This is a genomic window from Leptolyngbya sp. FACHB-261 (assembly GCF_014696065.1).
Taxonomy (GTDB): domain Bacteria; phylum Cyanobacteriota; class Cyanobacteriia; order FACHB-261; family FACHB-261; genus FACHB-261.
This window is the reverse complement of record NZ_JACJPL010000027.1, coordinates 564,865-585,233: the sequence shown is the minus strand read 5'-3', so window position 1 is coordinate 585,233 and position 20,369 is coordinate 564,865. Positions and strand designations below refer to the sequence as shown.

Sequence of the window (20,369 nt, the reverse complement as noted above, 5' to 3'; positions counted from 1 at the left end):
CTATGACAGCAACCAATCCCCTGTTCGAACTCAAAGAACACGGTCAGAGCGTCTGGCTGGACAATCTCACCCGTGATTTGATCCAGTCCGGCGAACTCAAACGACTGATTGAGACCCGTGGTCTGCGTGGGATTACATCAAACCCAGCCATTTTCGAAAAAGCGATTAATGGCAATGCAATCTACGATGCCGACATCGAAACGGGTGCCAAAGCTGGTAAATCAGTTGAAGACATCTACGAATCTTTGGTGATCAAAGACATCCAGGATGCCTGCGACATTTTCCAAGGAATCTACGAAGAATCCGACGGCCTTGATGGCTACATCAGCATCGAAGTTTCACCCACGCTCGCCCACGATGCTGAGGGGACGGTTCGGGATGCCGTACGTCTTTATGAGACGATCGGGCGCAAGAACGTCATGATCAAAATCCCCGGCACCTCTGAGGCTGCTCAAGCCATCTCAGAAGTGGTCGGGCGCGGCATCAATGTGAATGTGACGCTGCTGTTCTCAGTGCAAGATTACGAGAACGCTGCCTACGCCTACATTGAGGGCCTAGAGAAGTTTGCTGCTACTGGTGGCGACATCAGCAAGGTTGCTTCGGTTGCTAGCTTCTTCCTCAGCCGCATCGACTCTAATATTGATGACCGCATCGAAGCCATGCTCAAGGGCGACGATGACCTCAACAAAGAAGCGCAACTGCGGGCCTACCAGGGCAAAATCGCCATTGCCAACGCCAAATTAGCCTACGAGAAGTACAAGGGGATCTACGCTAGCGACCGTTGGCAAGCCTTGGCAGCTAAGGGAGCTAAAGTGCAACGCCTATTGTGGGCTAGCACCGGTACCAAGAACCCCAACTACAGCGATGTCATGTATGTTGATGAGCTGGTGGGACCAGACACCGTCAACACTATGCCACCCCAAACCGTTGAAGCCTGCGCTGATCACTGTGACATCCAAGATCGGATTGAGACTGGCTTGGAGGGCGCTCATCGCCTCATTGACTCCCTACCCGAAATTGGCATCAATTTGGATGATGTGATGCGCGAGTTGCAGGTTGAAGGCATCGAGAAGTTCGTGCAGCCCTACACCTCCTTGCTCAACTCTTTGCAAGAGAAAATCCAGCGTCTCACGCCGGCTTAAGTAGACTAAACGTTTAGATGATTGGGGCAGACCTCAGCTGAGGAGTGCCCCATTACTTCTAACTCGATATCTAAACTCGATAAAACTTGCCCCAGAACAATTTCTAGTGCAATTTCTAGAGAATCTCTTTCGAACTCAGTTTAGGACCCCTTACAGGACTAAAGGACTTTAGTTGCCATGGTCAGTCTGCTCGAAAATCCGCTACGGGTCGGTTTGCAGCAGGAGCGTATCCCGGAGCCGTCCATCCTGGTTATCTTTGGTGCTTCGGGTGACCTGACCCAGCGCAAATTAGTCCCAGCCCTTTATGGTTTGCGTAAGGAACGCAAAATGCCCCCCGAGCTGACGATTGTGGGGGTAGCCCGACGCGACTGGAGCCACGACTACTTCCGCGAACAAATGCGGGAAGGGGTCGAGCAGTTTTCTAGTGGTATTGGCTCAGAAGAAGTTTGGAAAGACTTTGCGGAAGGCCTTTTCTATTGCCCCGCTGACATGAGCAAGGTCGAAGACTACCACAAGCTCAATGAGCTGCTTAGTGAACTCGACCAAAAGCGGGGCACAAGGGGCAATCGGGTCTTTTATTTATCCGTTGCGCCCAAGTTCTTCCCAGAAGCGATCCAGCAGTTGGGCGCGGCTAACATGATCCAGGATCCGCGCAAGACGCGGCTGGTAATCGAAAAGCCCTTTGGCCGGGATCTGGCTTCTGCTCAAGAGCTGAATCGGGTTGTGCGTGAGGTCTGCAAAGAAGAGCAGATCTATCGCATCGACCACTATTTGGGCAAAGAAACCGTGCAGAACCTCTTGGTGCTGCGCTTTGCTAACACAATTTTTGAGCCGATCTGGAACCGTCAATATGTAGACCATGTGCAAATCACGGTGGCGGAAACGGTGGGCGTTGAAGACCGAGCTGGTTATTACGAAACCTCCGGTGCTCTGCGGGACATGCTTCAGAACCACCTGATGCAGGTGTTCTGCCTGACCGCGATGGAACCACCCAATGCGTTAGACGCTGATTCTTTACGCACTGAGAAGGTCAAAGCGATCCAGGCGACCCATTTAGCTGATACTCGCCGTCTGGAATTGTCTTGCGTTCGAGGTCAATATGCTGCCGGTTGGATGAAGGGTAAGCAGGTACCGGGCTACCGTGAGGAACCCAACGTCAATCCCCAATCCACCACGCCCAGTTATGTCTGTGCCAAGTTTCTGGTTGACAACTGGCGCTGGCAGGGCGTTCCCTTCTACCTGCGCACTGGCAAGCGTATGCCCAAGAAGGTCTCGGAGATTGCGATCCAGTTCCGACAGGTGCCGCACATGATCTACCAGTCAGCGGCTCAGCAGATTAGCCCTAACGTGTTAGCTATGCGCATTCAGCCGGATGAAGGGATCTCGCTCAAGTTTGAGGCCAAAATGCCGGGTCAAAGTCTCAGCACCCGCTCGGTGGATATGGACTTCCGCTATGGCAATACGTTCGGTGTCTCAGGCAGTGATGCCTATGACCGTCTGTTGTTTGACTGCATGTTGGGAGACCAAACTCTCTTCACCCGTGCTGATGAAGTGGAAGAAGCTTGGCGCGTCGTTACGCCTGCGATCAACGCCTGGGATGCTCCCTCTGACCCAGCTCTAGTTCCTCAATACGAAGCTGGCACCTGGGGACCTGCCGAAGCCGAACTGCTCATGAACCGCGATGGCAGACAATGGCGTCGGCTTTAACTCGGAGTTAATTCGAATTAGCTAACATAGACCCAGGCTTAAGCCCTCACCTAGACTATGAATACCCAAACCTCCACGCTTGACCAGCAGTCCATTGTGCCGCTCCAGACGCCCAAAGATGTCTCAGTTGGCGAGATCGAGGCGGAGCTTGGCAAAATTTGGCAGTTCCACGGTGAAACGAGTGTAGCCCGTGCAGCTACCTTCAACCTTCTGGTTTATGAGCCCGAAGAAGCAGCAGGTATTCCCTCGGCTTCGGTTGAGGCTATTGCCACTCAAAATCCTTGCCGGGTCATTGACCTGTGCCCTAGTCCTGATGGCAAGGACGAAGGGCTGACCGCTCAAGTTGCCGCCTATTGTCCGGTGCAGAAGCGTCGCAGCACCCTAGTCTGCTGTGAGTACATCACCATCCAGGGCAATCTTGAGGCTCATGAGCGGCTGCACAGCACTGTAGAGCCCCTGCTAATCACCGGTCTACCCGTATTTTTGTGGTGGAAAGCCAGTCCGGTCTCTGACAGTGGCCTGTTTGACCGTCTAGTTTCGTTGAGCAATCGGGTCATCATAGACTCGGCGTTCTTCAGTAGCCCTGAGGCCGACCTGCTGCAAGTGCAGCGCTTGAGCAGCAAAGGCGTCCATATGAGTGACCTCAATTGGTCCCGTCTGGCCCCCTGGCAAGAACTAACCGCACAAGCCTTTGACCCCCCCGAGCGTCGGGCCTCGCTACAAGCCGTGGACCGCGTCACTGTTGACTTTGAAAAGGGTAATAGTACCCAGGCGTTGCTCTACTTAGGCTGGTTAGCGAGCCGTTTACAGTGGCGCCCGCTATCCTATAGCATTGGCACAGATGACTACGAGCTGCGTCACATCACCTTTGTCGGTCCCAATGGTCAAACGGTTGAAGCTGAACTGGCCGCTGTCCCGGTTGGCAATGTGGGCAGCGTGGTCGGCGACTTGATTGGCTTACGTCTGACCTCGACCGACGACGAGGCGGATTGTTGCACAGTCCTCTGCTCAGAAAGCACGGGCTGTATGCGCATGGAAGCGAGTGGCGGTGCCCAATCTTGCCGAATTCAGCAAGTTACCTCGCTGGCAGATCAAGACGCCGATGCCCTACTGGGTCAGCAACTTCAGCGTTGGAGTGTGGACGCGCTCTACACCGATAGCTTAACGATCGCTGCGGCCATTGTGGAATCTGCCAATGCTCCAGTGCAAGCCTGAGCGCCTGCCCTGACCCCTCCTGCCCTGACTATACAACCGAGAACTCAAGCAGAACTGGGAGTGTAATCTATGGACCAATCAGTGTTGACCTGGCTGGGTTCTCGAAGTGTAATCGGAGCTCTGTTACTAACTGCTAACGCTGCAGTCGCTGCAGAGCTGGCTATGCCTCAATCCAGTGCGCCTGCCCCTCAGCCAGCAGTTGTGCCCGCTGCTTCGCGCCCACCTGTATTAGAGGTGCAACTGGCGGAGCAAGCTCCAGAATACCGACTGTTGGAGTTCACTGAGGAAGAGAGCAATGCATCGATTGCTAAGTTTGGCTGCGATTGCCCTGCTCATCTCAATGCCCTGCGTCAGCTTCGGGGGCAGCCATCTCTCTATCAGTAGATTCGATTGGTGGTACTCGTTGTCTTGAAGCCAGTTGTCCTGAAGCTTTGCTGAGCCACTTATGGCTTTGATCATTGCGGGCACCCACAGTGGTGTGGGCAAAACCACCGTTACCCTGGCCCTGCTGGCGGCACTCGTCCGGCGGGGCTTATGTGTGCAGTCATTCAAGGTGGGGCCTGATTACATTGACCCCATGTTTCACACCCAGATCACCGGTCGTCCCTGCCGCAATTTGGATCCGGTGCTGACTAGTGAGGCTTACGTCACTCGCTGCTTTGCAAGCCAGGCCCAAGGGGTAGACGCCGTCCTGGTTGAAGGGGTGATGGGATTGTTTGATGGCGACTCGCAAGGAAGGGCTAGCACTGCTCATCTGGCCCACCTGCTGCAATTGCCGGTATTGCTAGTAGTTGATTGTGCCCGGATGGCACAGTCAGTTGCGGCTATGGTTCACGGCTACTGCAGTTTCGATCCCCAGCTTCAGTTCGCCGGCGTTGTGCTCAATCGGGTGGGCAGCGAGCGCCATCGCCAATTGCTGGAGGCCGCGCTTGAACCTCTGGGTTTGCCTATCCTGGGCGTTCTGTACCGACACGAGCAAATTCAACTGCCGAGTCGCCATCTGGGGTTGGTGCCGACTGAGGAGTTACCTGCGCTGTTGCAGCTCACTGACCAGCTTGCGCATCTGGCAGAAACTCACTTCGACTGGGCCCAGTTAATGCCGCTATTGCAGGCGGCTCCGCTTGCCTCTCAGACTAGGGAGCCAGCCGGAGTTCTACCCAAAATTTGGCAAAAAGGTGGGCCAATCATTGCTGTGGCCCGGGACCCTGCCTTCAGTTTTTACTACGCAGATAACCTGGAGTTACTGGCTGAGTTAGGCGCCGAGGTGCAGTTCTGGAGTCCTTTGCAGGATCGCGAGTTACCGGTTGGTACGCAGGGGCTGTACTTCGGAGGTGGCTTTCCCGAAATGTTTGCTTCGGTATTGGCAGAGAATCAAGCAGCCCTAGCCCAGGTTCGGCAAGCCATTCAAGCTGCTATGCCAGTCTATGCCGAGTGCGGTGGCCTAATGTACCTGAGCCAATCAATTACTACCTTTGAAGGCGACACTTACAAACTGGTAGGTGCTCTGCCTACTCAAACCTGCATGGGAGCACGCTTAACCTTGGGCTACCGCCTAGCCACCACTGCGCAAGACAGCGTGCTCGGCCAAGCCGGACAGCCAATACAGGGGCATGAGTTTCACCGCTCTACCCAGAATCCTGATGCTACGCAACCGCTATACCAATTTGCTGACGGTAGGCAAGAGGGATGGCAGTTGGGCAAGCTCACCGCCTCCTACGTTCATCTGCACTGGGGAGCTACTCCAGAGCTACCTGCACACTTTTTACGGGTTTGTCAGCGATTCGCAAAACTCTGTTAAAATCATCGGGTTGTTTCCCAGGTTGCTTACCACTTGAGCCAGTCGATAGACCTGCCCAAGGTTGATGAGAGGGTTGATGAGCTCGTTCAGGAGCTGGCCGCCATCCAGCAGACCAGTTCCAAGCGGATTGCACTACTCGGTTCTCGCCACGTTCCGATCACCCATCAAAATTTAGTCGAAACCCTCAGTTATGCCTTGGTACTGGGTGGGAATCGGCTGCTGACGTCCGGCGCCACGGGCATCAACCTCGCTGCGATTCGTGGGGCCCTACGCGCCGACCCCAACTTGCTTACCGTTATCCTGCCTCAGAGCCTCGATCGTCAACCTCGGGAATCTCGAGAGCAGCTTGAAACTGTTATTCATCTGATCGAGCACGGCGAGAACGATAACCTGTCTCTAGCTGAGGCAAGTGCTCAGTGCAATCAGGAGATTGTCTCCAAGTGTCAGCAGTTGATTTGCTTTGCTTTTCATGACAGCAATACACTGCTCCAAACTTGTCGGGATGCTGAAGAACAGCGTAAGGTAGTCACGCTGTTCTACTTTGACTAGCCCATTTTTGACTGACCCGTTTTTGACCATCTCATTTCTGGCTAGCAATTCCACCAGTGAGCATCCCGAAAAACTGGTAAACCAGGCAGTAACAGCTCTTTAGCCTCCGCTGTGCTGAAGATCACACCACTTGCTGGCAAGGTTTACCAATATTTAATAATTGAGTGCACCAGCTAAGGTGAATCTTGACGGTTCGCCTCCTGCTGACATGGTTAGATGCCAATAGGCGGCAACTACCAACAGAACAGGGTGGTTGCTAGGGTGCCTTTTCAGTCATTTCATCTACCGTCTGCCGTCGAGAGTCAGTTTGGTGCAGATCTGGCTGGGGCTACCTGAAAGCTCTCCAATCAAAATTGGGGTTATTTCTGGGTCATGTCCTTGAATAAACCTTCGTGAACAAACGTTTACAGCAACGGGATTTCACAGGTTAAAGGCCCTGGGTGTAACCCTGACTGCCCCAACCTTGCAGCAGTCACATTGCTGTATATGCCAACTGGCACCGATATCCTCCTGTGAGGATTAGGGGATTTAGGTAGAGATTTCCAGTTCGCCTGCTCCTGAAGTAGCTACCCGTTACTTGAAGAAGTACCCATCACTTAGCAATCCTGCCCTAGAGGTCATCAGATGGATACAAACTCTAATAGACCTGAAAGGATGAGCTCGGTTACCCCTCGGCACGAGGGGGAGCTACTGCACCTATTTAGCAGTGGTCAAACCCTCATCGCGCGAGGACAGGGGCTGGTCCTGCTTTGTAAAGAACATTACGTTGATGTCGTGGGTTCCGATGCCATGGTCGGGGGAGTCGCAGACTACTCCTGCCAGAAGATCTTCCTCCTAGGCTCCATTCACTTCGCTCACTCCCAAAGCTCTGAAGAACGACGAGCCGCTTTTGAGGAGCGCATTGCCTGGATCAATGATCTGTCTGAGTTGGCTTGTGAGGTCGTTCCTCTACAGCGTGCCCAAAAATGTCTGACGAAGCTCATACAAGCAGCAGGTGCCAAAGCAATCGCTGATCTATCGGACGAATGGCTCTGTCAGGTGTGCGGGGTTCTACCGAATACGATGACGATGGCTCGTAAAGGGATGGGCCTTCCCGCTAGTCCAGCGATGAGCGATGTCAATATTGCTCAAGATCGCCTGCTCGCTCAGTCGCTCTAGGGTCGGTTCTGTGCGTTTAGGTTGTCATTCAGTCAGGGTGCCTGTGCCTGGACTGCTGCGCGAATTACTGGCTAAATTAGTGAGCTACCCCACTGATGCCGCAAATTATGCCTGAGAGGTATCAGAAACTCCCATTCAGGTTTGCGACAAAGCTGTATGGTAGTGGGTGTTTTGTGATCCTTCTACAGCCGCTTGCTGCCCAAAATTCCTGAATCTGCCCCGCTCGCGCCACCAGATCCCTCTCCCCACTCCTGGTCGGCTCTATTGCCGCGAGCACCTTACGCACCCTGGCGAGTTTGGCTCAGCCTTATCTTGGCAGGGGTGTTATGTGCCGCTGATCAGAGCAGAGCGGTCCGCTCCTTTGGTCAGCAATCGGCCGCGGCAACTCTGCTGCCCCTACTCCATAGCGGTGTGCCATCTGATCTTGGCTTGAACCGCCTTACGCTGGTTTACGACCACCTTTTAGTTAAGCAAAAGAAGGCGGATTCCCAACTGCTGCGAACGATTGCTCAGAAGAGTGGTTTGGGCTCTGACGGCACGATCTCACTGTGCACAGGACCGCTTTACTGCGTAGACTTCAACGGTGATTTGCAGCCTGCTGCTGCTGCCAGTCTGATTAAAGTCCCAATTGCGCTGGTGCTAGTGTCCCGTTTGGAGGCAACTAACACTAGCCTGAATACTGCTATCTATCTTGACCCAGGTAACTACACCGAAGACCACTCAGCGATCGCTATTGGCCGACCTCAGACGCTGCGTTATTTGATGACCGAAATGCTAGCCAATAGCAGCAACACGGCCACCAATCAGCTGATTGACTACCTGGGCATGGATACAATTAACCGAGAGCTGAAGGCAATGGGCTTTACTCGGACCAGCGTGACCTACAAGGTGGTCGGTGATCAGATTTTTCCACAAAACCCTGGCACAGTTGCCAACCGCATTACCAGCAATGAGCTGAACCAGATGATGCAGCTCATTTACACGCGTAATACAACTGGTTACCATGCCATTCGCGCAGCTCTAGCCAAGCAGTACGACGACACAATGGGTATCAGTGCCCTTGCTGGCTTCAATATTTTGGAAGGGCGAACGGTGCGTTGGCTCGGCGAAAAAACCGGGGGCACTTCCCGAGTTCTAGGCACTACGCTGGCCTTCAAGCTGGGGGAGCAGATCTGCTATCTTTCGGTAACGACCAATAACCCTGGCGGCGAATCCCAAATTCGTAAAGCAATTGATGCTGTGGTTCGCTCACGGTAAACGAGTCAATTGAGACCCAGATGATAGTTATCAGACTGTGCTGGGGTCTGGCCCCTGGCTTTGGGCGACTTTACTTGCGGTTAGTGTCAACAGTTCGCGCCAATCTTGATCGGCAGCTAGCGCTCGTCGAGGCACAATCTGAAAGATCTCGGGGGTGGGATAGAGTAGCAGAACAGCCTGGTTCCAAATGGCCTTTTGATATTGAGACCAAGCTGTCTGGCCCTGTAGCGTCTGACCGCTGACCTGAACCTGCTCTTCATCAATATCTAGATTCAGAGGTTGACGCAAAGCCCGTTGATCGCGAAAACCGAGTGTGGCAAACAGTCGCAAGAAGACGCTGGTATAGAGCAGCAGATAAAAGCCAATCGCAGATAGTAAGATGTCTCGCCCGAGAAACGTTGGCGAGAGATAGAAGTCACTACCGGCCAGCAACAGAGCTACAGCCCCCAGAATGGGAAACAAACGAGCTAACGGTTTCCGCCGCCAGTGCAGCAGGTTAGCTTGATAGAAGTCTTCAGGCGTATAAGTCAACTGAATGTGCATGGAGCTGGAAAGCGCAAACCTCCGTATATTACTGTGCCAGCTCCACCTCAATGTCTGCCCCAAGCCTGACTCCGCCTTCCCTTACTCTTCTAACCAGGCTTCCAGGCTGCCCAGGGCACGATTGCGTCCGCGTTCGGTGCGCACAGAGCCTGCAGTCAGATTATTGAACCCATGCACTAATCCTTTGCCGCCCAGAGCGACCAAGCTCACGCGGTGGGTTTGACCCGGTTCAAAGCGGACTGCATTACCCGATGGAATATTTAAGCGCTTGCCAAAAGCTACACTACGCTCAAACTCTAGAGCCCGATTGACCTCAAAAAAATGGAAATGAGAACCAACTTGGATCGGGCGGTCTCCAGTATTGGTTACCTCTAAGTCGAGAATCTCGCGCCCTCGATTGGCAATGACCTCGGCGTCATGGAGAAAGTATTCACCCGGTATCATGGCGTGCCTTTAGAGGTTGAGGTTAACAGTTGCCGGTTGGCCAGTTGAGTTGGCTAGCCGGGTTAGCTAGTTAGTTTAAGTGACTGGAGTGAGTGGCTGAACTGATTGATTAGTAAGGGATTAGAAGGAGCCGCGCACTTAGGTAGGATAAAGCCTCCGCTGAAGCTCTAGCAACTACTCAGCAACAACTACCAAAGGCAACCGCACCTGAAAACAAGTCTGCCCTGGAAAACTGCTGACCTTGATTTGACCGCTTAGGCTTTCTAATAGCTTCTTTACTAACGGTAGGCCGAGGCCTGTGCCGTTGACTGCCTGCCGGTTTGCCTCTTGGCAGCGGTAGAACTTATCAAAAATTCGGTCGAGGTCTTGAGGCGTAATGCCAGGGCCACTGTTGAGCACCTGCAGTTGTAGGCAATTGCCCTCTTGCGTCGCTTCAAGACTCACCTGGAGCGCAATTTCACCACCTGTTGGTGTGTACTTACGGGCATTACTCAATAGCTCATGGACAACGCGCCGCAGGCTACAGAGATCGGAGTAAATCAGCGGCAGATGTTGCGGCATTGACAAGGTAAATCGCAGCTGGCGAGCTAAGAAACTAGACTGCAAGCCCTCTGTGATCGAGTGCAATTCAAGCTCCAATGAGATGGGCTCTAACTTGGTTTCCTGGGTGTTTGCTTCTAAGCGTTGGAGATCTAGGAGGTTATTAACCAAGTCAATTTCGTACTGGCACTGATCATTGAGGATTTGCCAATAACGCTCTTGCTTTTCTGGTGAGGTGTCTAAGCGCAGCATTTGCAGCGCCATTTTCATGCTGGTCAGCGGTGTGCGCAGCTCGTGGCTGATCGTGCTGAGGAAATTGTCTTTGAGTTCGTTGAGGTGCTGTGCCTGAGCCAAGGCCAGTTGCAGCTGCTCGGTACGCTCTTGAACCTGGCGCTCCAGTAATTGGTTGTGGAGCTGAATTTTCTGGTAGAGCTGGGCCTGATGGATAGCAATCGCTGTCTGGTCGGCCACCGCTCGGAGCACTTCAATCTCCTCACTGCGCCAGGAGCGGGCTTGGTACTGGTATAGCCCTAGCATGCCGTTAATTTCTCGGCCAAACCGGGTGGCCACAGCCAGCGAAGCCCTGATTTGCCAAGACTCGAAGCGCTCACGCATGGCCTGATCCAGTTCTGTGGCCTGCCGAATATCGGCAACAGCAATTGGATCCGGACTGTGGATTAGGGCTTGAATGTGGGAGTTGTCAATGGTGACCGTACGGCTGGGCGGACTGGCACGGCCCTGACGCTTCCAGGCAGCGATCTGGGTAAACGCTTCTTGATCCAGAGAGCCAATGGCAATGACACACAGGTCAACGTTGAGGGCTGCCCCCAACAACTGCACGGTTTGCTCCAGGATCGCCTCTGGGTCTAGGCTGCTGCGGATCGCCGAGCTAATTTGATTGACTAACGCTTCCTGGCGGGCGTGTTGCTGAGCTTGTTTGTACAGGGTAGCCTGCTGGATTGCGGTTGCTAATTGCCCAGAGACTTCTTGAGCTAGTTGCTGATCGGCGACCGTCCAGTGGCGGACGCGAGCGCACTGGTTGAGGTAGGCAATCCCGACCAAAAGTGCTTCGTTACTTTCTGGTGCTCGACATAGCAGAGGCACTACCAACAGCGAACGGGTGCGGCTGTGGCGATACTCAGAGCTGCTGGCGTCGATGCGCTCATCAGCTTCAACATCAGCAATGGCAATTAGGCGTTGTTGACGCAGCACATCCTCAGTGACGGCGCCATGATCAGCAAAGCTCTGGCGTACTGAGGGCCAGGGGGATTGGCAATACTCAAAGAAATCTTGACCTGAGCTAATGACTCGCGCCTCACCCACTAGCCGAATAACGCAGCGATCGACTTGGAGTGCTTCGCCAAGACGAGCTACAGCGCGACGCAGCACTGTTTTTAAGTTAAGTGAACTACGAATATCAGTCGCGATCTGATAAACCAGGCGTTGGCGTTGAGCCTGTTGCTCTAAGCGCTGAGAGTGTCGCTCCTGTTCCCACTCTGTACTCAGACGCTCGGTGAAGATGCGCAACAAACGCAGTTCTTCAGCAGCAAATGGCCGCTCGTGGCGATCCATTAAGTGCAGAATGCCCCAGACATATCCTTGAGGTGTTAGCAGTGGGCAACCCAGATAGGCGCGTAGCTGCTGAGATTGCAAAAAAATGTCTGTAGGAAATAGCTTGCGCAGCTCACCATGGCATGTGTACACCTGACCGGTTTGATACACCTGCTCACTGGGGGAACCGGCTAGCGGCAACTCGCCTCCGTGGTGGAGTTGACCATCGGCCAAGACTGAAACAATTTCGACGCGAGCACCCTGGATTGGATCGGGTCGCAGTCTTTCGATGGTGACATAAGCGACCTCAAATAGACTGGCCAGCACTGTAACTGCCTGGTCACAGACTTCGCCGAAACTGCCCCCTAGCCGCAAACTCGCTTCTGGTAGACCCGTGAGAACCTGGGATTCTGCCCTCTGTGCCAACCCTTGGCCTGAGCTAAGTTCCAACTCATCTAGCAGTTGGGACAGGTGTGTTTGAACCGGGTTAAGCCCTCGCGCCAGCCAAGCCAACAGCGTCTTCTGAGCAACCCAACCCAGTAGTTGATGTTGTGCAACTACTGGTAGCCGTTCACGACCTTGCTTCAGAAGCGCTGCAGCAACTTCACTCAAGGAGTGTTCTGGCGTTAGTAAGAAGCTAGATGAGAAGCCCTGTTGCATGTTGGAGCTAAGCTCCAAGAGCTTATGGCTGGCTGTAGCGTCAGTGACGGTGGCCTTCATTCGAGTATCTGCATAGCAGAAGAATAAGGGGCTGGAGATCTATTGGAATGCAGCCTGAGTTTGATGGTTGGTTAACCGAGTATTCCACCCAGAATAGCCTTGCCTTAAGCTGTCTTCAGTCAGTGAAACTACGGCCTCAAGTAACTCCACATTCAGAATTCATAGTTGCAAAATCCATAGATTTAGTGTCGTTAGGCTGGAGTGGTAAGCTAAGGAGCACTGATTTGCACGTAGGTTTGCCATGTCTGCACGGATTCCGGTTACGGTAATTACCGGGTTTCTTGGAAGTGGGAAAACTACCCTGATCCGACATCTTTTGCAGAACAATCAGGGCCGGCGCATTGCGGTCATCGTCAACGAGTTTGGTGAACTGGGCATCGACGGTGAGCTATTGCGCGGCTGTGAGGTGTGTCCTGAGGAGGTTCAGACTGGATCTGCAGAACGCAGCCCTATCTCAACCACCCCCATTTCAACTAGCGCTGCAACTAATATCATTGAGCTCACCAATGGCTGCCTGTGCTGCACAGTCCAGGAAGAGTTTCTACCCACCATGCAGGCTCTGCTAGAGCGGCGGGCCCAGCTTGACCATATTCTGATCGAAACGTCTGGCTTGGCCCTGCCTGCCCCCCTGGTTCGAGCCTTCCGTTGGCCGGAGATCCGCAATGCCGCTACTGTAGATGGGGTCTTGACTGTGGTGGACTGCGCTGCTGTTGCTGCTGGGGAGGTTGTCAGTGACCCAGTAGCTCAAGAGGCGGCCCGTCAAGCTGATCCCAGCCTGGATCACGAAACCCCCCTAGAAGAACTATTTGAAGATCAGTTGGCCTGTGCAGACTTAGTCATTCTGAATAAGAGCGATCTGGTCAGTGCTGCAGACCAACAGCAGGTTCTAGAACAGCTGAGGCCACAACTCAGTGCCAGAGTCAAGACTGTGACGAGTGCTCATGGTCAGCTCAGTGCCTCTCTGCTGCTGGGCTTTAATGCTGCGGTCGAAGACGACCTCGAGCAGCGCGAGGGCCATCACAGCCACGCGGAAGGTGAGGATCATGAGCACGACGAAGGTATTATCTCTGTGCCCGTAGTGCTGAACCAAGAGTTCGATCCAGACCGTTTGCAGGCGCATTTAGAAGCGCTGGTGCAGCAGCAAGAGATTTACCGTATTAAGGGTTTTGTTGCTGTGCCTGGTAAGGCTATGCGTTTGGTGATGCAAGGGGTCGGTAAGCGATTTGATCGCTTCTACGATCGTCCCTGGCTATCGACAGAATCGCGGCAAACTCGCTTAATTTTCATTGGGCGTGGGCTAGAGGCTGAGCCAATTCGAGCTGGTCTTCTGGCTTTACCCGTCTAGCGCTAGCTCCTATTCAACTTGCAAACGACCTGTTTGCAGGTAGTCAAAAACGCGATGAATCTGACGGCGCTCACCAGCCGTGAGCTCTCGCTCGGTCGCCAGAGCCGAGCTGAGTTCGCCGTATTCGGTTCGGGACATGCAGCCTTGGTTGAGAATCTGAGTTGTTAATTGTTCGAGGGGTGTTTGCTGCGCAATGGCGGCGCTAGATCCGAACGTCATGAGAAACAAACTCCTAGTTCTAAATGAGGTAGTTGCAGTCGTCAGCATTGGCTGTATTTTATTTCTCATGGAAGCAAACGCAAGTCCTGATAATAATCAAAAGTTCAGCAATTTCACGGCTCATTTAGAATAAGCATCGGAGCTAAAACTGGTGTTTTTTCGGGTTGCGAAAGCGACTGAAGTGAGAACTTCTGGGGCTCGATTCTAAAGCTAATTGTCTCTAGTTTGGCTTTCGTAAACTTGGCTTAGGACTTCTATTAAGAGTTGATGAAATTGTGTCGAACGCCCAATTTTGGGCTAAATGCTTTCAGGCTTGAATCAGGCAATTCGGCTGTCAAAAAATACTTAGGCAAACCCCAGTCTGGCCCTGATTGATCCATGACTTTGTGGGTTCAATGATCCACTGTTGCCATAGTCTGGCTCAGAATCAATAGGGAACCGGTAGGGAAGCGGAAAGTGCAAGTGTAAGCCGGATGGGTGCCCGTCCCAATTCAAGCATGAGGATGAGATTTCGGAATAAGCGAGCGTTGGGCAATTCTGGACAGTTCACAATAGAAAACATCAGGTGTTTTGTCTGATGCGACCCTAAGTTTCGAGAGCAAGTTTGATGAATGTTCACCGCCTGCCTGTCCTCTCAGACAACTACATCTTTCTGCTGCACGACCCTGCCTCTAGTACGGCTGCCGTTGTCGATCCTGCTCAAGCGGAGCCAGTCCTACAGCAGGTTAGAATCCTGGATGCACGCCTAGTCGCGATTTTTAACACCCACCATCATGGCGATCACGTCGGCGGTAACCTGGAGTTGCTGCGGGCATTTCCAGAAGCTACGGTGTACGGCAGCGAACTAGACCGAGGCCGAATTCCAGGGCAACAGGTCTTTCTGAACGAAGGCGATCGCGTGAGCTTTGCTAAGGAGACTGCGGAAGTCCTATTTGTGCCTGGTCACACCCGAGCCCATATTGCCTATTACTTTGCTGGAACCGGTGATCTCTTCTGTGGCGATACGCTTTTTGCTGGCGGTTGCGGTCGCCTTTTTGAAGGAACTCCAGCTCAGATGCTGGATTCCTTGAGCAAATTGCGCCGCCTACCGGAGGCCACTCGCATTTGGTGTGCTCACGAGTACACTCTAAATAATCTAAAGTTTGCACTCACCGTTGATCCCCACAACGCTGAACTTCAGACTCGCTTTGCCCAGGTGCAACAAGCGCGACAACAACAGCAGCCGACTGTACCTTCACAGATTGGGGTAGAGCGCCGAACTAATCCATTCTTACGCTGGGACCAACCGGCTTTGCAACAGAGTGCTGGCTTAAGCGATCCCATTCGCGTCTTTGCTCGAGTTCGGGATATGAAAGATCAGTTTTAGGATCAGTTTTGGAATCGCAATTGTAAAATCAGGCCTATGGAAATCCTGATCGTCGAGGACGAAGCTGAAATTGCCAACCTGATTCAGCTTTATCTGGAAAAGGAAGGCTTCACCTGCCGCTGCGCCAGGGATGGCTTGAGCGCTCTCAAAATTTTTGCGGAGCAGAAGCCGGATCTAGTCATTCTAGACCTACTAGTTCCGGGTCTAGATGGTCTTGAGGTCTGTGCCCGGATTCGTTCTCGACCAAGAGACAAGGATCCCTATATTTTGATGCTGACTGCCCGAGGAGAGGAGATCGACCGGATTGTATGGCTCTCAACCCGCAGATGACTATGTGGTTAAGCCCTTTAGCCCTCGTGAGTTGGTGGCGCGGGTACAGGCCTTGTTGCGGCGGGTTCTGCGTCAAGCCGGCCAAGCCCAAATTCAGCGCACAGCTCATTTCAGCGTTGATTTAGAACAGCGCGCAGCTTGCCGTTACCAAGATGACAAAAACGAGCCCTTAGAACTCACAACGCTAGAGTTCGATCTTCTAGCAACCCTGATTAGTCAACCTGGACGTGTGTGGAGCCGGACCTAGTTAACTGACCGACTGTGGGGAAGTGATTTTTATGGCGATGACCGCGTAGTTGATACTCACGTGGCCCGCTTGCGGAAGAAAATTGAGCCTGATTCCAACCGCCCTAGCTACATCAAGACGGTAATTGGAGTTGGCTATAAGTTTGAGGATGTCTCTTCGGGCTGAGCACTCAGGGTCTGGACTGGCTCAACCGGCATAGTTGCAAATTCTATTTCTAAGCTGCTGAAATCATATGCAGATAAACGGTGGGCTGTGCCGTGCATATAGCCCATGTAGCTTCCCATCAGAGAGTAAACAGCCAGGAGGCCAGCGGCTGAGGTGGCGACCAGAGTGCCCGCCAGCATTAGCGAGAACTCCTTGCACTCCAGTGCCCGTTGCATGAGCTGTAGCGCCCAAGCAACCAGAAGAACGACCAGAATGAGAAGAATAATCATAATGTAATAGATCTTAACCTTGATTCCTGCAACTGGCCAGAGGAAGTCTACAATTCGCAAGGTCTGACCCCGAGCTGCAGCTGTGAAGTGAAGCTTGAGGCTGCTAAGTTAGACTGTGAAAAGTTTTTTGAACAGATTTCTCAGCCTCAAGTAGACAAGCGAGCCTTAACTGAGGAGCCACCTCAAGCTCTGCTGCACTAGGGTTGTCAGACTAGCTCCTCACAGGAATTTGGTGTTGACCGAGATAGGTTTTGATCTCAGCAACCGACAGTTGGCCGTAGTGGAGCAATGAGGCAAGCAAGGCTGCTTCTGCGCGACCTTCAGTTAAAGCTTGACGGATATGCTCACAGGTCCCTGCCCCACCGGAGGCGATGACCGGAACCTCCACTGTCTCTGCAATGCGCCGAGTCAGTTCAAGATCGTAGCCTGCCTGAGTCCCATCGGCATCCATACTGGTGAGCAGGATCTCGCCTGCCCCCCGCTGGACCACTTCTTGTGCCCACTGCACTGCATCGAGTCCAGTGTTTTGTCGGCCCCCACGCACGTAGACATCCCAGCCCCAGATCTCGGAGCCAGTCTGATGAGTCTGCTCCGGATCAGTCTGGTCGCTCTGGTGGGAGGAGCGTCTGCGAGCGTCGATTGCCACCACAATGCACTGGTTGCCAAAGCGCTCACTGGCGCGGTTAATAAAGTCTGGGTCACTGACCGCAGAGGAGTTGATGCTGACTTTATCAGCACCCGCCCGCAGCAATTCTTTGATCGTGTCTAAGTCACGAATGCCCCCACCTACGGTGAGCGGAATGAAAACCTGCTCGGCTGTGCGGTGAACCACGTCAAAGATAATGCCCCGGTCCTCATGGCTAGCCGTGATATCTAAAAAGACGAGTTCGTCGGCACCGGCTTCGTTATAGACTTGCGCCAGTTCTACTGGGTCACCAGCATCGCGCAAATCTACAAAATTGACTCCCTTGACTACGCGACCAGCTTTGACATCTAGGCAGGGCAAAATCCGTTTAGCTAGCACAGCTCGAATCCATCCTGAATTTGGAGCAGAACTCTCTCAGGGTATATGGTTAACCGTCATTCATACTGGAAATACATCGTCATTTTTCGTTTCTCATGCAGCCTGAATCGACACCCATTAAACCTGCTGTTCTAATCACGATCATTGGCGAGACGGTTTTGCAGGACCGTCTAGTCCGTCTTTTAGAAAGCCAGGGGGCGACTGGTTATACGATTAGTGCAGCCCAAGGCGCAGGTCGTCATGGTAGCCGTATGGGCGATATCGCAGGCTACAACACCAATGTCGAGATCAAAACAGTGGTGTCGCTAGAGGTGTCAGATGACATTCTGCTTGCTTTGGTGCCTTACTTGGAAAGCCATGCGCTGATCGCCTTCCGGCAGTCGGTTGAAGTCTTAGCCAGTTAAGTTTGGATAGCTGATGCGCTACAGTGACTCTCTACTCGCGGATGGTTGGTTGCGTTCTTTTCGCACCACGGTCCGAGGGGCTCAACTCAATGCCTACGGTTTCTTGTTCGGTGGCCAGCTCATGGCTTGGATTGATGATGCCGCTGTGATGTTTGGGCGTTGTCACATGGAGCATGCATCTGTAGTTACCAAGAAAATCTCGGAGATGGTCTTTAACTCGCCTGCCCATCAGGGTGACATCGTGGAGGTTTTTACCCGAGTCCGACGGGAGGGTCGGACTTCGCTAACAGTAGAAGTACAAGCTTTTGTCTTTAATCCTGAAACGCCTACAGCAACAAACCAGATTGTGGCTTGCGAAATGGTTTTAGTGGCACTGGATGAGAAGGGTAGACCCTTTGCCTGGCATGAGCGTCCGCGCACTGGAGACTGGCACGATCAGTATCTAGCTCGCTAAATACTTGAGGTTTTTAGCTGGACTTGAGCTTCCAGTTGGGTAGCAATTGCTTCACCTACCTCTATATATCTATATCCATGCCTATATCTATGCGTATGTACGCTGCTGTACAAGCTGGTGGGGCTATTGGTCTGCTCTCTCAGCGTGTGATGCTGAGTTTTACTATGTCGCGCATCAATTACCTTTCAGCTGTTCTCAACCAGTTGGGCGGTTCATTTTTCTGAATTTTGTGGTATCAAGTGAAACCTTAGCTAGCTATAAAGGCTCTTGTCGAAGCTTTGAGACCACCCTTCTATCCTGAGGCAGCACTAGTTTTTGATAGCAGTACTAGCAACGGGGAACCTAGCTTGTGCTAAAAGCTGTGCTAGTAGTAACAGGCTCTGCCAAAGGAGAGATACCTTAGGTGGCAGAATTGCACTGAATTATAGCTAGCTTCTGTCTACGCCTGCGATGCTGATCATCGAGTCTGTTTTTTCTAAGGAGAATCCCTTATTTTGCTTGTCAAACTGTTGGCAAATTAGAACTTAAGAGGGCTAAAATTGTCATTACTCTGATAACCTTATAGAACTCGTTAACGCTACACCAGAGGATTAACCTACATGGCTGCCAAGACCACAGTCAAAGACAAATTAGATCAGTACCGTAGACTTCAAGAGCAACTCCAGCAGATCGAGAGCGAGATCAACATCCCGACAGCTTACCGTGACTCTGGCAGAATTGAAGAGGGCATCAAGCTCCAGAGTGTGCTAGATGGACTGGAAGATCTGGGCCTATCGCCTCACCAGTTAGCAGATTACATGGCAGCTAAAAAGATTGTTGCTAGAGGCTATGCGCCAGCAGATGGGGGGGGGAAAGCTTACAGCAAAGGGCCTGGTAGAGGTAAAACCGGAACCCGCAATAATCAATTTAGCCGTCTGACCGGTGAGCGACGCGAATGGTTGGAAACGACCATTAAGTCCAACCCGAATCTGGAAGATGACGAGCTTGTCGAGATGCTCAATGAGAAATTTAGCGGCAACTTCTCGCCAGAGTCGGTCAGCAAGCTGGTCGCTCAATTCCGCTAGAGGTTAAAGCCTTGCTCAAGCCTGGTGTGCTTCTATGCTGGTAGCGATATGCTCAGAGGCTAGAACCGCCAGGCTTGCCTCTGTTGTACTTATCTTGATTTTTGGCCTTGATTTTGTCTCTAATTGCGCCCTTAGATTGTGGCCTAGACTGCGGCTTTTTGCCTGGGCACTTCTTGCCTCAATATTTTTTGCCTAGACATTAGGAAAGCCAGAATGCAACCGGACCAACCAGGCTTACCAGGTAGTGAGCCCTATCAGCTTCTGCACAATCGTCTTCAATATCAGGGTCGCAAGTACGGTTACCGGGTTGATCGACTGCGTTTACCTAATGGGGTTGAGGGCGATTGGGAATGGATTCCCCATCCTGGTGGGGCCTTAGCAGTACCCCTAACTAACGAGGGCAAGCTGGTATGTGTACGCCAGTATCGTTTTACAGTTAAAGGCCGACTGCTAGAGTTTCCGGCAGGAACGATAGAGCCTGGAGAGGATCCGGCGGCGACAGTGCGGCGCGAAATTGAAGAAGAAACTGGTTATCGGGCTCATCGCTGGGAAACATTAGGGCAGTTTTACCTGGCGCCTGGTTACTCGGATGAGATTATTTATGCGTTTGCGGCTCTGGATTTAGAGCTTTTAGAGAAGCCGCCCGCTCAAGATGAAGACGAAGACTTGGTGGTTGAGTTATTTACGCCTGAAGAAATGGAAGCGGCAATCCTGGCCGGTGAACCCTTTGACGCTAAGACGATCACCAGCTTTTACCTAGCACAGCGTTTCTGGCGGTAGGGCAATCCGGGGTGAATTCCACCGACCAGGTCCGCAATGTTTCTTTAAAATGAGACTACTGAGGCTGCCCTACGTCTC

Annotated in this window: 24 protein-coding genes; 18 read left to right on the top strand and 6 right to left on the bottom strand. The window is 52.6% G+C overall.

Annotated elements, in window-relative coordinates; genetic code table 11:
- Nucleotides 1-2: 2 nt before the first annotated feature.
- From tal to H6F94_RS22270, 8 genes are all read left to right on the top strand, one after another.
- A complete protein-coding gene (gene tal / locus H6F94_RS22305; RefSeq protein WP_190804430.1) occupies nucleotides 3-1,142 on the top strand; it encodes a transaldolase in 1,140 nt (379 codons plus the stop codon).
- A 177-nt stretch (nucleotides 1,143-1,319) separates the two neighbouring features.
- A complete protein-coding gene (zwf, locus tag H6F94_RS22300) occupies nucleotides 1,320-2,849 on the top strand; it encodes a glucose-6-phosphate dehydrogenase (RefSeq protein WP_190804429.1) in 1,530 nt (509 codons plus the stop codon).
- A 57-nt stretch (nucleotides 2,850-2,906) separates the two neighbouring features.
- Nucleotides 2,907-4,064, top strand: coding sequence for a glucose-6-phosphate dehydrogenase assembly protein OpcA (locus H6F94_RS22295; RefSeq protein WP_190804428.1), 1,158 nt, complete (start codon nucleotides 2,907-2,909; stop codon nucleotides 4,062-4,064).
- A 69-nt stretch (nucleotides 4,065-4,133) separates the two neighbouring features.
- Nucleotides 4,134-4,448 (top strand): hypothetical protein, encoded by a 315-nt coding sequence (locus tag H6F94_RS22290; RefSeq protein WP_190804427.1) that lies wholly within the window; start codon nucleotides 4,134-4,136, stop codon nucleotides 4,446-4,448.
- A gap of 61 nt (nucleotides 4,449-4,509) precedes the next feature.
- A complete protein-coding gene (locus tag H6F94_RS22285) occupies nucleotides 4,510-5,862 on the top strand; it encodes a cobyrinic acid a,c-diamide synthase CobB (RefSeq protein ID WP_190804426.1) in 1,353 nt (450 codons plus the stop codon).
- A gap of 33 nt (nucleotides 5,863-5,895) precedes the next feature.
- Nucleotides 5,896-6,411 (top strand): DNA recombination-mediator protein A, encoded by a 516-nt coding sequence (locus tag H6F94_RS22280; protein WP_190804425.1) that lies wholly within the window; start codon nucleotides 5,896-5,898, stop codon nucleotides 6,409-6,411.
- A 654-nt stretch (nucleotides 6,412-7,065) separates the two neighbouring features.
- Nucleotides 7,066-7,569, top strand: a complete 504-nt coding sequence (locus H6F94_RS22275; RefSeq protein WP_190804424.1) for a hypothetical protein — start codon at nucleotides 7,066-7,068, stop codon at nucleotides 7,567-7,569.
- A 192-nt stretch (nucleotides 7,570-7,761) separates the two neighbouring features.
- The gene (locus H6F94_RS22270) at nucleotides 7,762-8,826 is read left to right on the top strand and encodes a serine hydrolase (RefSeq protein WP_199320579.1); all 1,065 of its coding nucleotides are present in this window, start codon (nucleotides 7,762-7,764) and stop codon (nucleotides 8,824-8,826) included.
- Between the two features lie 30 nt (nucleotides 8,827-8,856).
- Here the strand turns inward: H6F94_RS22270 and H6F94_RS22265 are convergent, their stop codons facing one another.
- From H6F94_RS22265 to H6F94_RS22255, 3 genes are all read right to left on the bottom strand, one after another.
- Nucleotides 8,857-9,369, bottom strand: a complete 513-nt coding sequence (locus H6F94_RS22265) for a YcxB family protein (RefSeq protein ID WP_190804423.1) — start codon at nucleotides 9,367-9,369, stop codon at nucleotides 8,857-8,859.
- Nucleotides 9,370-9,450: 81 nt separating this feature from the next.
- Nucleotides 9,451-9,813, bottom strand: a complete 363-nt coding sequence (locus H6F94_RS22260) for an urease subunit beta (RefSeq protein ID WP_190804422.1) — start codon at nucleotides 9,811-9,813, stop codon at nucleotides 9,451-9,453.
- A 174-nt stretch (nucleotides 9,814-9,987) separates the two neighbouring features.
- Nucleotides 9,988-12,624 (bottom strand): sensor histidine kinase, encoded by a 2,637-nt coding sequence (locus tag H6F94_RS22255; RefSeq protein ID WP_190804421.1) that lies wholly within the window; start codon nucleotides 12,622-12,624, stop codon nucleotides 9,988-9,990.
- Between the two features lie 241 nt (nucleotides 12,625-12,865).
- Here H6F94_RS22255 and cobW point away from each other — a divergent pair, with 241 nt between their 5' ends.
- Nucleotides 12,866-13,969, top strand: coding sequence for a cobalamin biosynthesis protein CobW (cobW, locus tag H6F94_RS22250; RefSeq protein WP_190804420.1), 1,104 nt, complete (start codon nucleotides 12,866-12,868; stop codon nucleotides 13,967-13,969).
- A gap of 9 nt (nucleotides 13,970-13,978) precedes the next feature.
- On the opposite strand, the gene H6F94_RS22245 is transcribed toward cobW, so the two are convergent.
- Complete coding sequence (locus H6F94_RS22245; RefSeq protein ID WP_190804419.1) at nucleotides 13,979-14,188, bottom strand: hypothetical protein; 210 nt, start codon at nucleotides 14,186-14,188, stop codon at nucleotides 13,979-13,981.
- A 607-nt stretch (nucleotides 14,189-14,795) separates the two neighbouring features.
- On the opposite strand from H6F94_RS22245, the gene gloB reads away from it, so the two are divergent.
- Genes gloB through H6F94_RS32525 form a run of 4 tightly spaced genes read left to right on the top strand, consistent with a single transcriptional unit; the run spans nucleotide 14,796 to nucleotide 16,296 of the window.
- The gene (gloB, locus tag H6F94_RS22240; RefSeq protein ID WP_190804418.1) at nucleotides 14,796-15,554 is read left to right on the top strand and encodes a hydroxyacylglutathione hydrolase; all 759 of its coding nucleotides are present in this window, start codon (nucleotides 14,796-14,798) and stop codon (nucleotides 15,552-15,554) included.
- Between the two features lie 36 nt (nucleotides 15,555-15,590).
- Nucleotides 15,591-15,884, top strand: a complete 294-nt coding sequence (locus H6F94_RS32535) for a response regulator (protein WP_242041333.1) — start codon at nucleotides 15,591-15,593, stop codon at nucleotides 15,882-15,884.
- A 4-nt stretch (nucleotides 15,885-15,888) separates the two neighbouring features.
- A complete protein-coding gene (locus H6F94_RS32530) occupies nucleotides 15,889-16,131 on the top strand; it encodes a hypothetical protein (protein WP_242041332.1) in 243 nt (80 codons plus the stop codon).
- Nucleotides 16,132-16,191: 60 nt separating this feature from the next.
- A complete protein-coding gene (locus H6F94_RS32525; RefSeq protein WP_313949351.1) occupies nucleotides 16,192-16,296 on the top strand; it encodes a winged helix-turn-helix domain-containing protein in 105 nt (34 codons plus the stop codon).
- On the opposite strand, the gene H6F94_RS22230 is transcribed toward H6F94_RS32525, so the two are convergent.
- The gene (locus H6F94_RS22230; RefSeq protein ID WP_190804792.1) at nucleotides 16,266-16,565 is read right to left on the bottom strand and encodes a hypothetical protein; all 300 of its coding nucleotides are present in this window, start codon (nucleotides 16,563-16,565) and stop codon (nucleotides 16,266-16,268) included. The two genes, H6F94_RS32525 and H6F94_RS22230, sit on opposite strands and share 31 nt — an antisense overlap.
- A 211-nt stretch (nucleotides 16,566-16,776) precedes the next feature.
- Entirely contained in the window at nucleotides 16,777-17,589 is an 813-nt protein-coding gene (gene hisF / locus H6F94_RS22225; protein ID WP_190804417.1) for an imidazole glycerol phosphate synthase subunit HisF, read from the bottom strand.
- Nucleotides 17,590-17,684: 95 nt separating this feature from the next.
- On the opposite strand from hisF, the gene H6F94_RS22220 reads away from it, so the two are divergent.
- The 5 genes from H6F94_RS22220 (at nucleotide 17,685) to H6F94_RS22205 (ending at nucleotide 20,291) form a co-directional block, all read left to right on the top strand.
- Entirely contained in the window at nucleotides 17,685-17,993 is a 309-nt protein-coding gene (locus H6F94_RS22220) for a P-II family nitrogen regulator (protein ID WP_190804416.1), read from the top strand.
- 13 nt (nucleotides 17,994-18,006) lie between these two features.
- Complete coding sequence (locus tag H6F94_RS22215) at nucleotides 18,007-18,447, top strand: acyl-CoA thioesterase (protein ID WP_190804415.1); 441 nt, start codon at nucleotides 18,007-18,009, stop codon at nucleotides 18,445-18,447.
- Nucleotides 18,448-18,536: 89 nt separating this feature from the next.
- Nucleotides 18,537-18,671 carry a hypothetical protein gene (locus H6F94_RS33060; RefSeq protein ID WP_277878143.1) on the top strand — a complete coding sequence of 45 codons (135 nt, stop codon included), beginning with the start codon at nucleotides 18,537-18,539 and terminating at the stop codon, nucleotides 18,669-18,671.
- A gap of 375 nt (nucleotides 18,672-19,046) precedes the next feature.
- Nucleotides 19,047-19,511 (top strand): hypothetical protein, encoded by a 465-nt coding sequence (locus H6F94_RS22210; RefSeq protein WP_190804414.1) that lies wholly within the window; start codon nucleotides 19,047-19,049, stop codon nucleotides 19,509-19,511.
- A gap of 213 nt (nucleotides 19,512-19,724) precedes the next feature.
- A complete protein-coding gene (locus H6F94_RS22205) occupies nucleotides 19,725-20,291 on the top strand; it encodes an NUDIX hydrolase (protein WP_190804413.1) in 567 nt (188 codons plus the stop codon).
- Nucleotides 20,292-20,369: the final 78 nt, after the last annotated feature.

Excerpts from the sequence above, each read along its gene's own strand:
- tal (WP_190804430.1), top strand. The coding sequence starts at position 3 with ATGACAGCAACCAATCCCCTGTTCGAACTCAAAGAACACGGTCAGAGC.
- zwf (WP_190804429.1), top strand. The coding sequence starts at position 1,320 with ATGGTCAGTCTGCTCGAAAATCCGCTACGGGTCGGTTTGCAGCAGGAG.
- H6F94_RS22295 (WP_190804428.1), top strand. The coding sequence starts at position 2,907 with ATGAATACCCAAACCTCCACGCTTGACCAGCAGTCCATTGTGCCGCTC.
- H6F94_RS22290 (WP_190804427.1), top strand. The coding sequence starts at position 4,134 with ATGGACCAATCAGTGTTGACCTGGCTGGGTTCTCGAAGTGTAATCGGA.
- H6F94_RS22285 (WP_190804426.1), top strand. The coding sequence starts at position 4,510 with ATGGCTTTGATCATTGCGGGCACCCACAGTGGTGTGGGCAAAACCACC.
- H6F94_RS22275 (WP_190804424.1), top strand. The coding sequence starts at position 7,066 with ATGAGCTCGGTTACCCCTCGGCACGAGGGGGAGCTACTGCACCTATTT.
- H6F94_RS22265 (WP_190804423.1), bottom strand. The coding sequence starts at position 9,369 with ATGCACATTCAGTTGACTTATACGCCTGAAGACTTCTATCAAGCTAAC.
- H6F94_RS22260 (WP_190804422.1), bottom strand. The coding sequence starts at position 9,813 with ATGATACCGGGTGAATACTTTCTCCATGACGCCGAGGTCATTGCCAAT.
- H6F94_RS22255 (WP_190804421.1), bottom strand. The coding sequence starts at position 12,624 with ATGAAGGCCACCGTCACTGACGCTACAGCCAGCCATAAGCTCTTGGAG.
- cobW (WP_190804420.1), top strand. The coding sequence starts at position 12,866 with ATGTCTGCACGGATTCCGGTTACGGTAATTACCGGGTTTCTTGGAAGT.
- H6F94_RS22245 (WP_190804419.1), bottom strand. The coding sequence starts at position 14,188 with ATGACGTTCGGATCTAGCGCCGCCATTGCGCAGCAAACACCCCTCGAA.
- gloB (WP_190804418.1), top strand. The coding sequence starts at position 14,796 with ATGAATGTTCACCGCCTGCCTGTCCTCTCAGACAACTACATCTTTCTG.
- H6F94_RS32535 (WP_242041333.1), top strand. The coding sequence starts at position 15,591 with ATGGAAATCCTGATCGTCGAGGACGAAGCTGAAATTGCCAACCTGATT.
- H6F94_RS22230 (WP_190804792.1), bottom strand. The coding sequence starts at position 16,565 with ATGATTATTCTTCTCATTCTGGTCGTTCTTCTGGTTGCTTGGGCGCTA.
- H6F94_RS22220 (WP_190804416.1), top strand. The coding sequence starts at position 17,685 with ATGCAGCCTGAATCGACACCCATTAAACCTGCTGTTCTAATCACGATC.
- H6F94_RS22215 (WP_190804415.1), top strand. The coding sequence starts at position 18,007 with ATGCGCTACAGTGACTCTCTACTCGCGGATGGTTGGTTGCGTTCTTTT.
- H6F94_RS33060 (WP_277878143.1), top strand. The coding sequence starts at position 18,537 with ATGCGTATGTACGCTGCTGTACAAGCTGGTGGGGCTATTGGTCTGCTC.
- H6F94_RS22210 (WP_190804414.1), top strand. The coding sequence starts at position 19,047 with ATGGCTGCCAAGACCACAGTCAAAGACAAATTAGATCAGTACCGTAGA.
- H6F94_RS22205 (WP_190804413.1), top strand. The coding sequence starts at position 19,725 with ATGCAACCGGACCAACCAGGCTTACCAGGTAGTGAGCCCTATCAGCTT.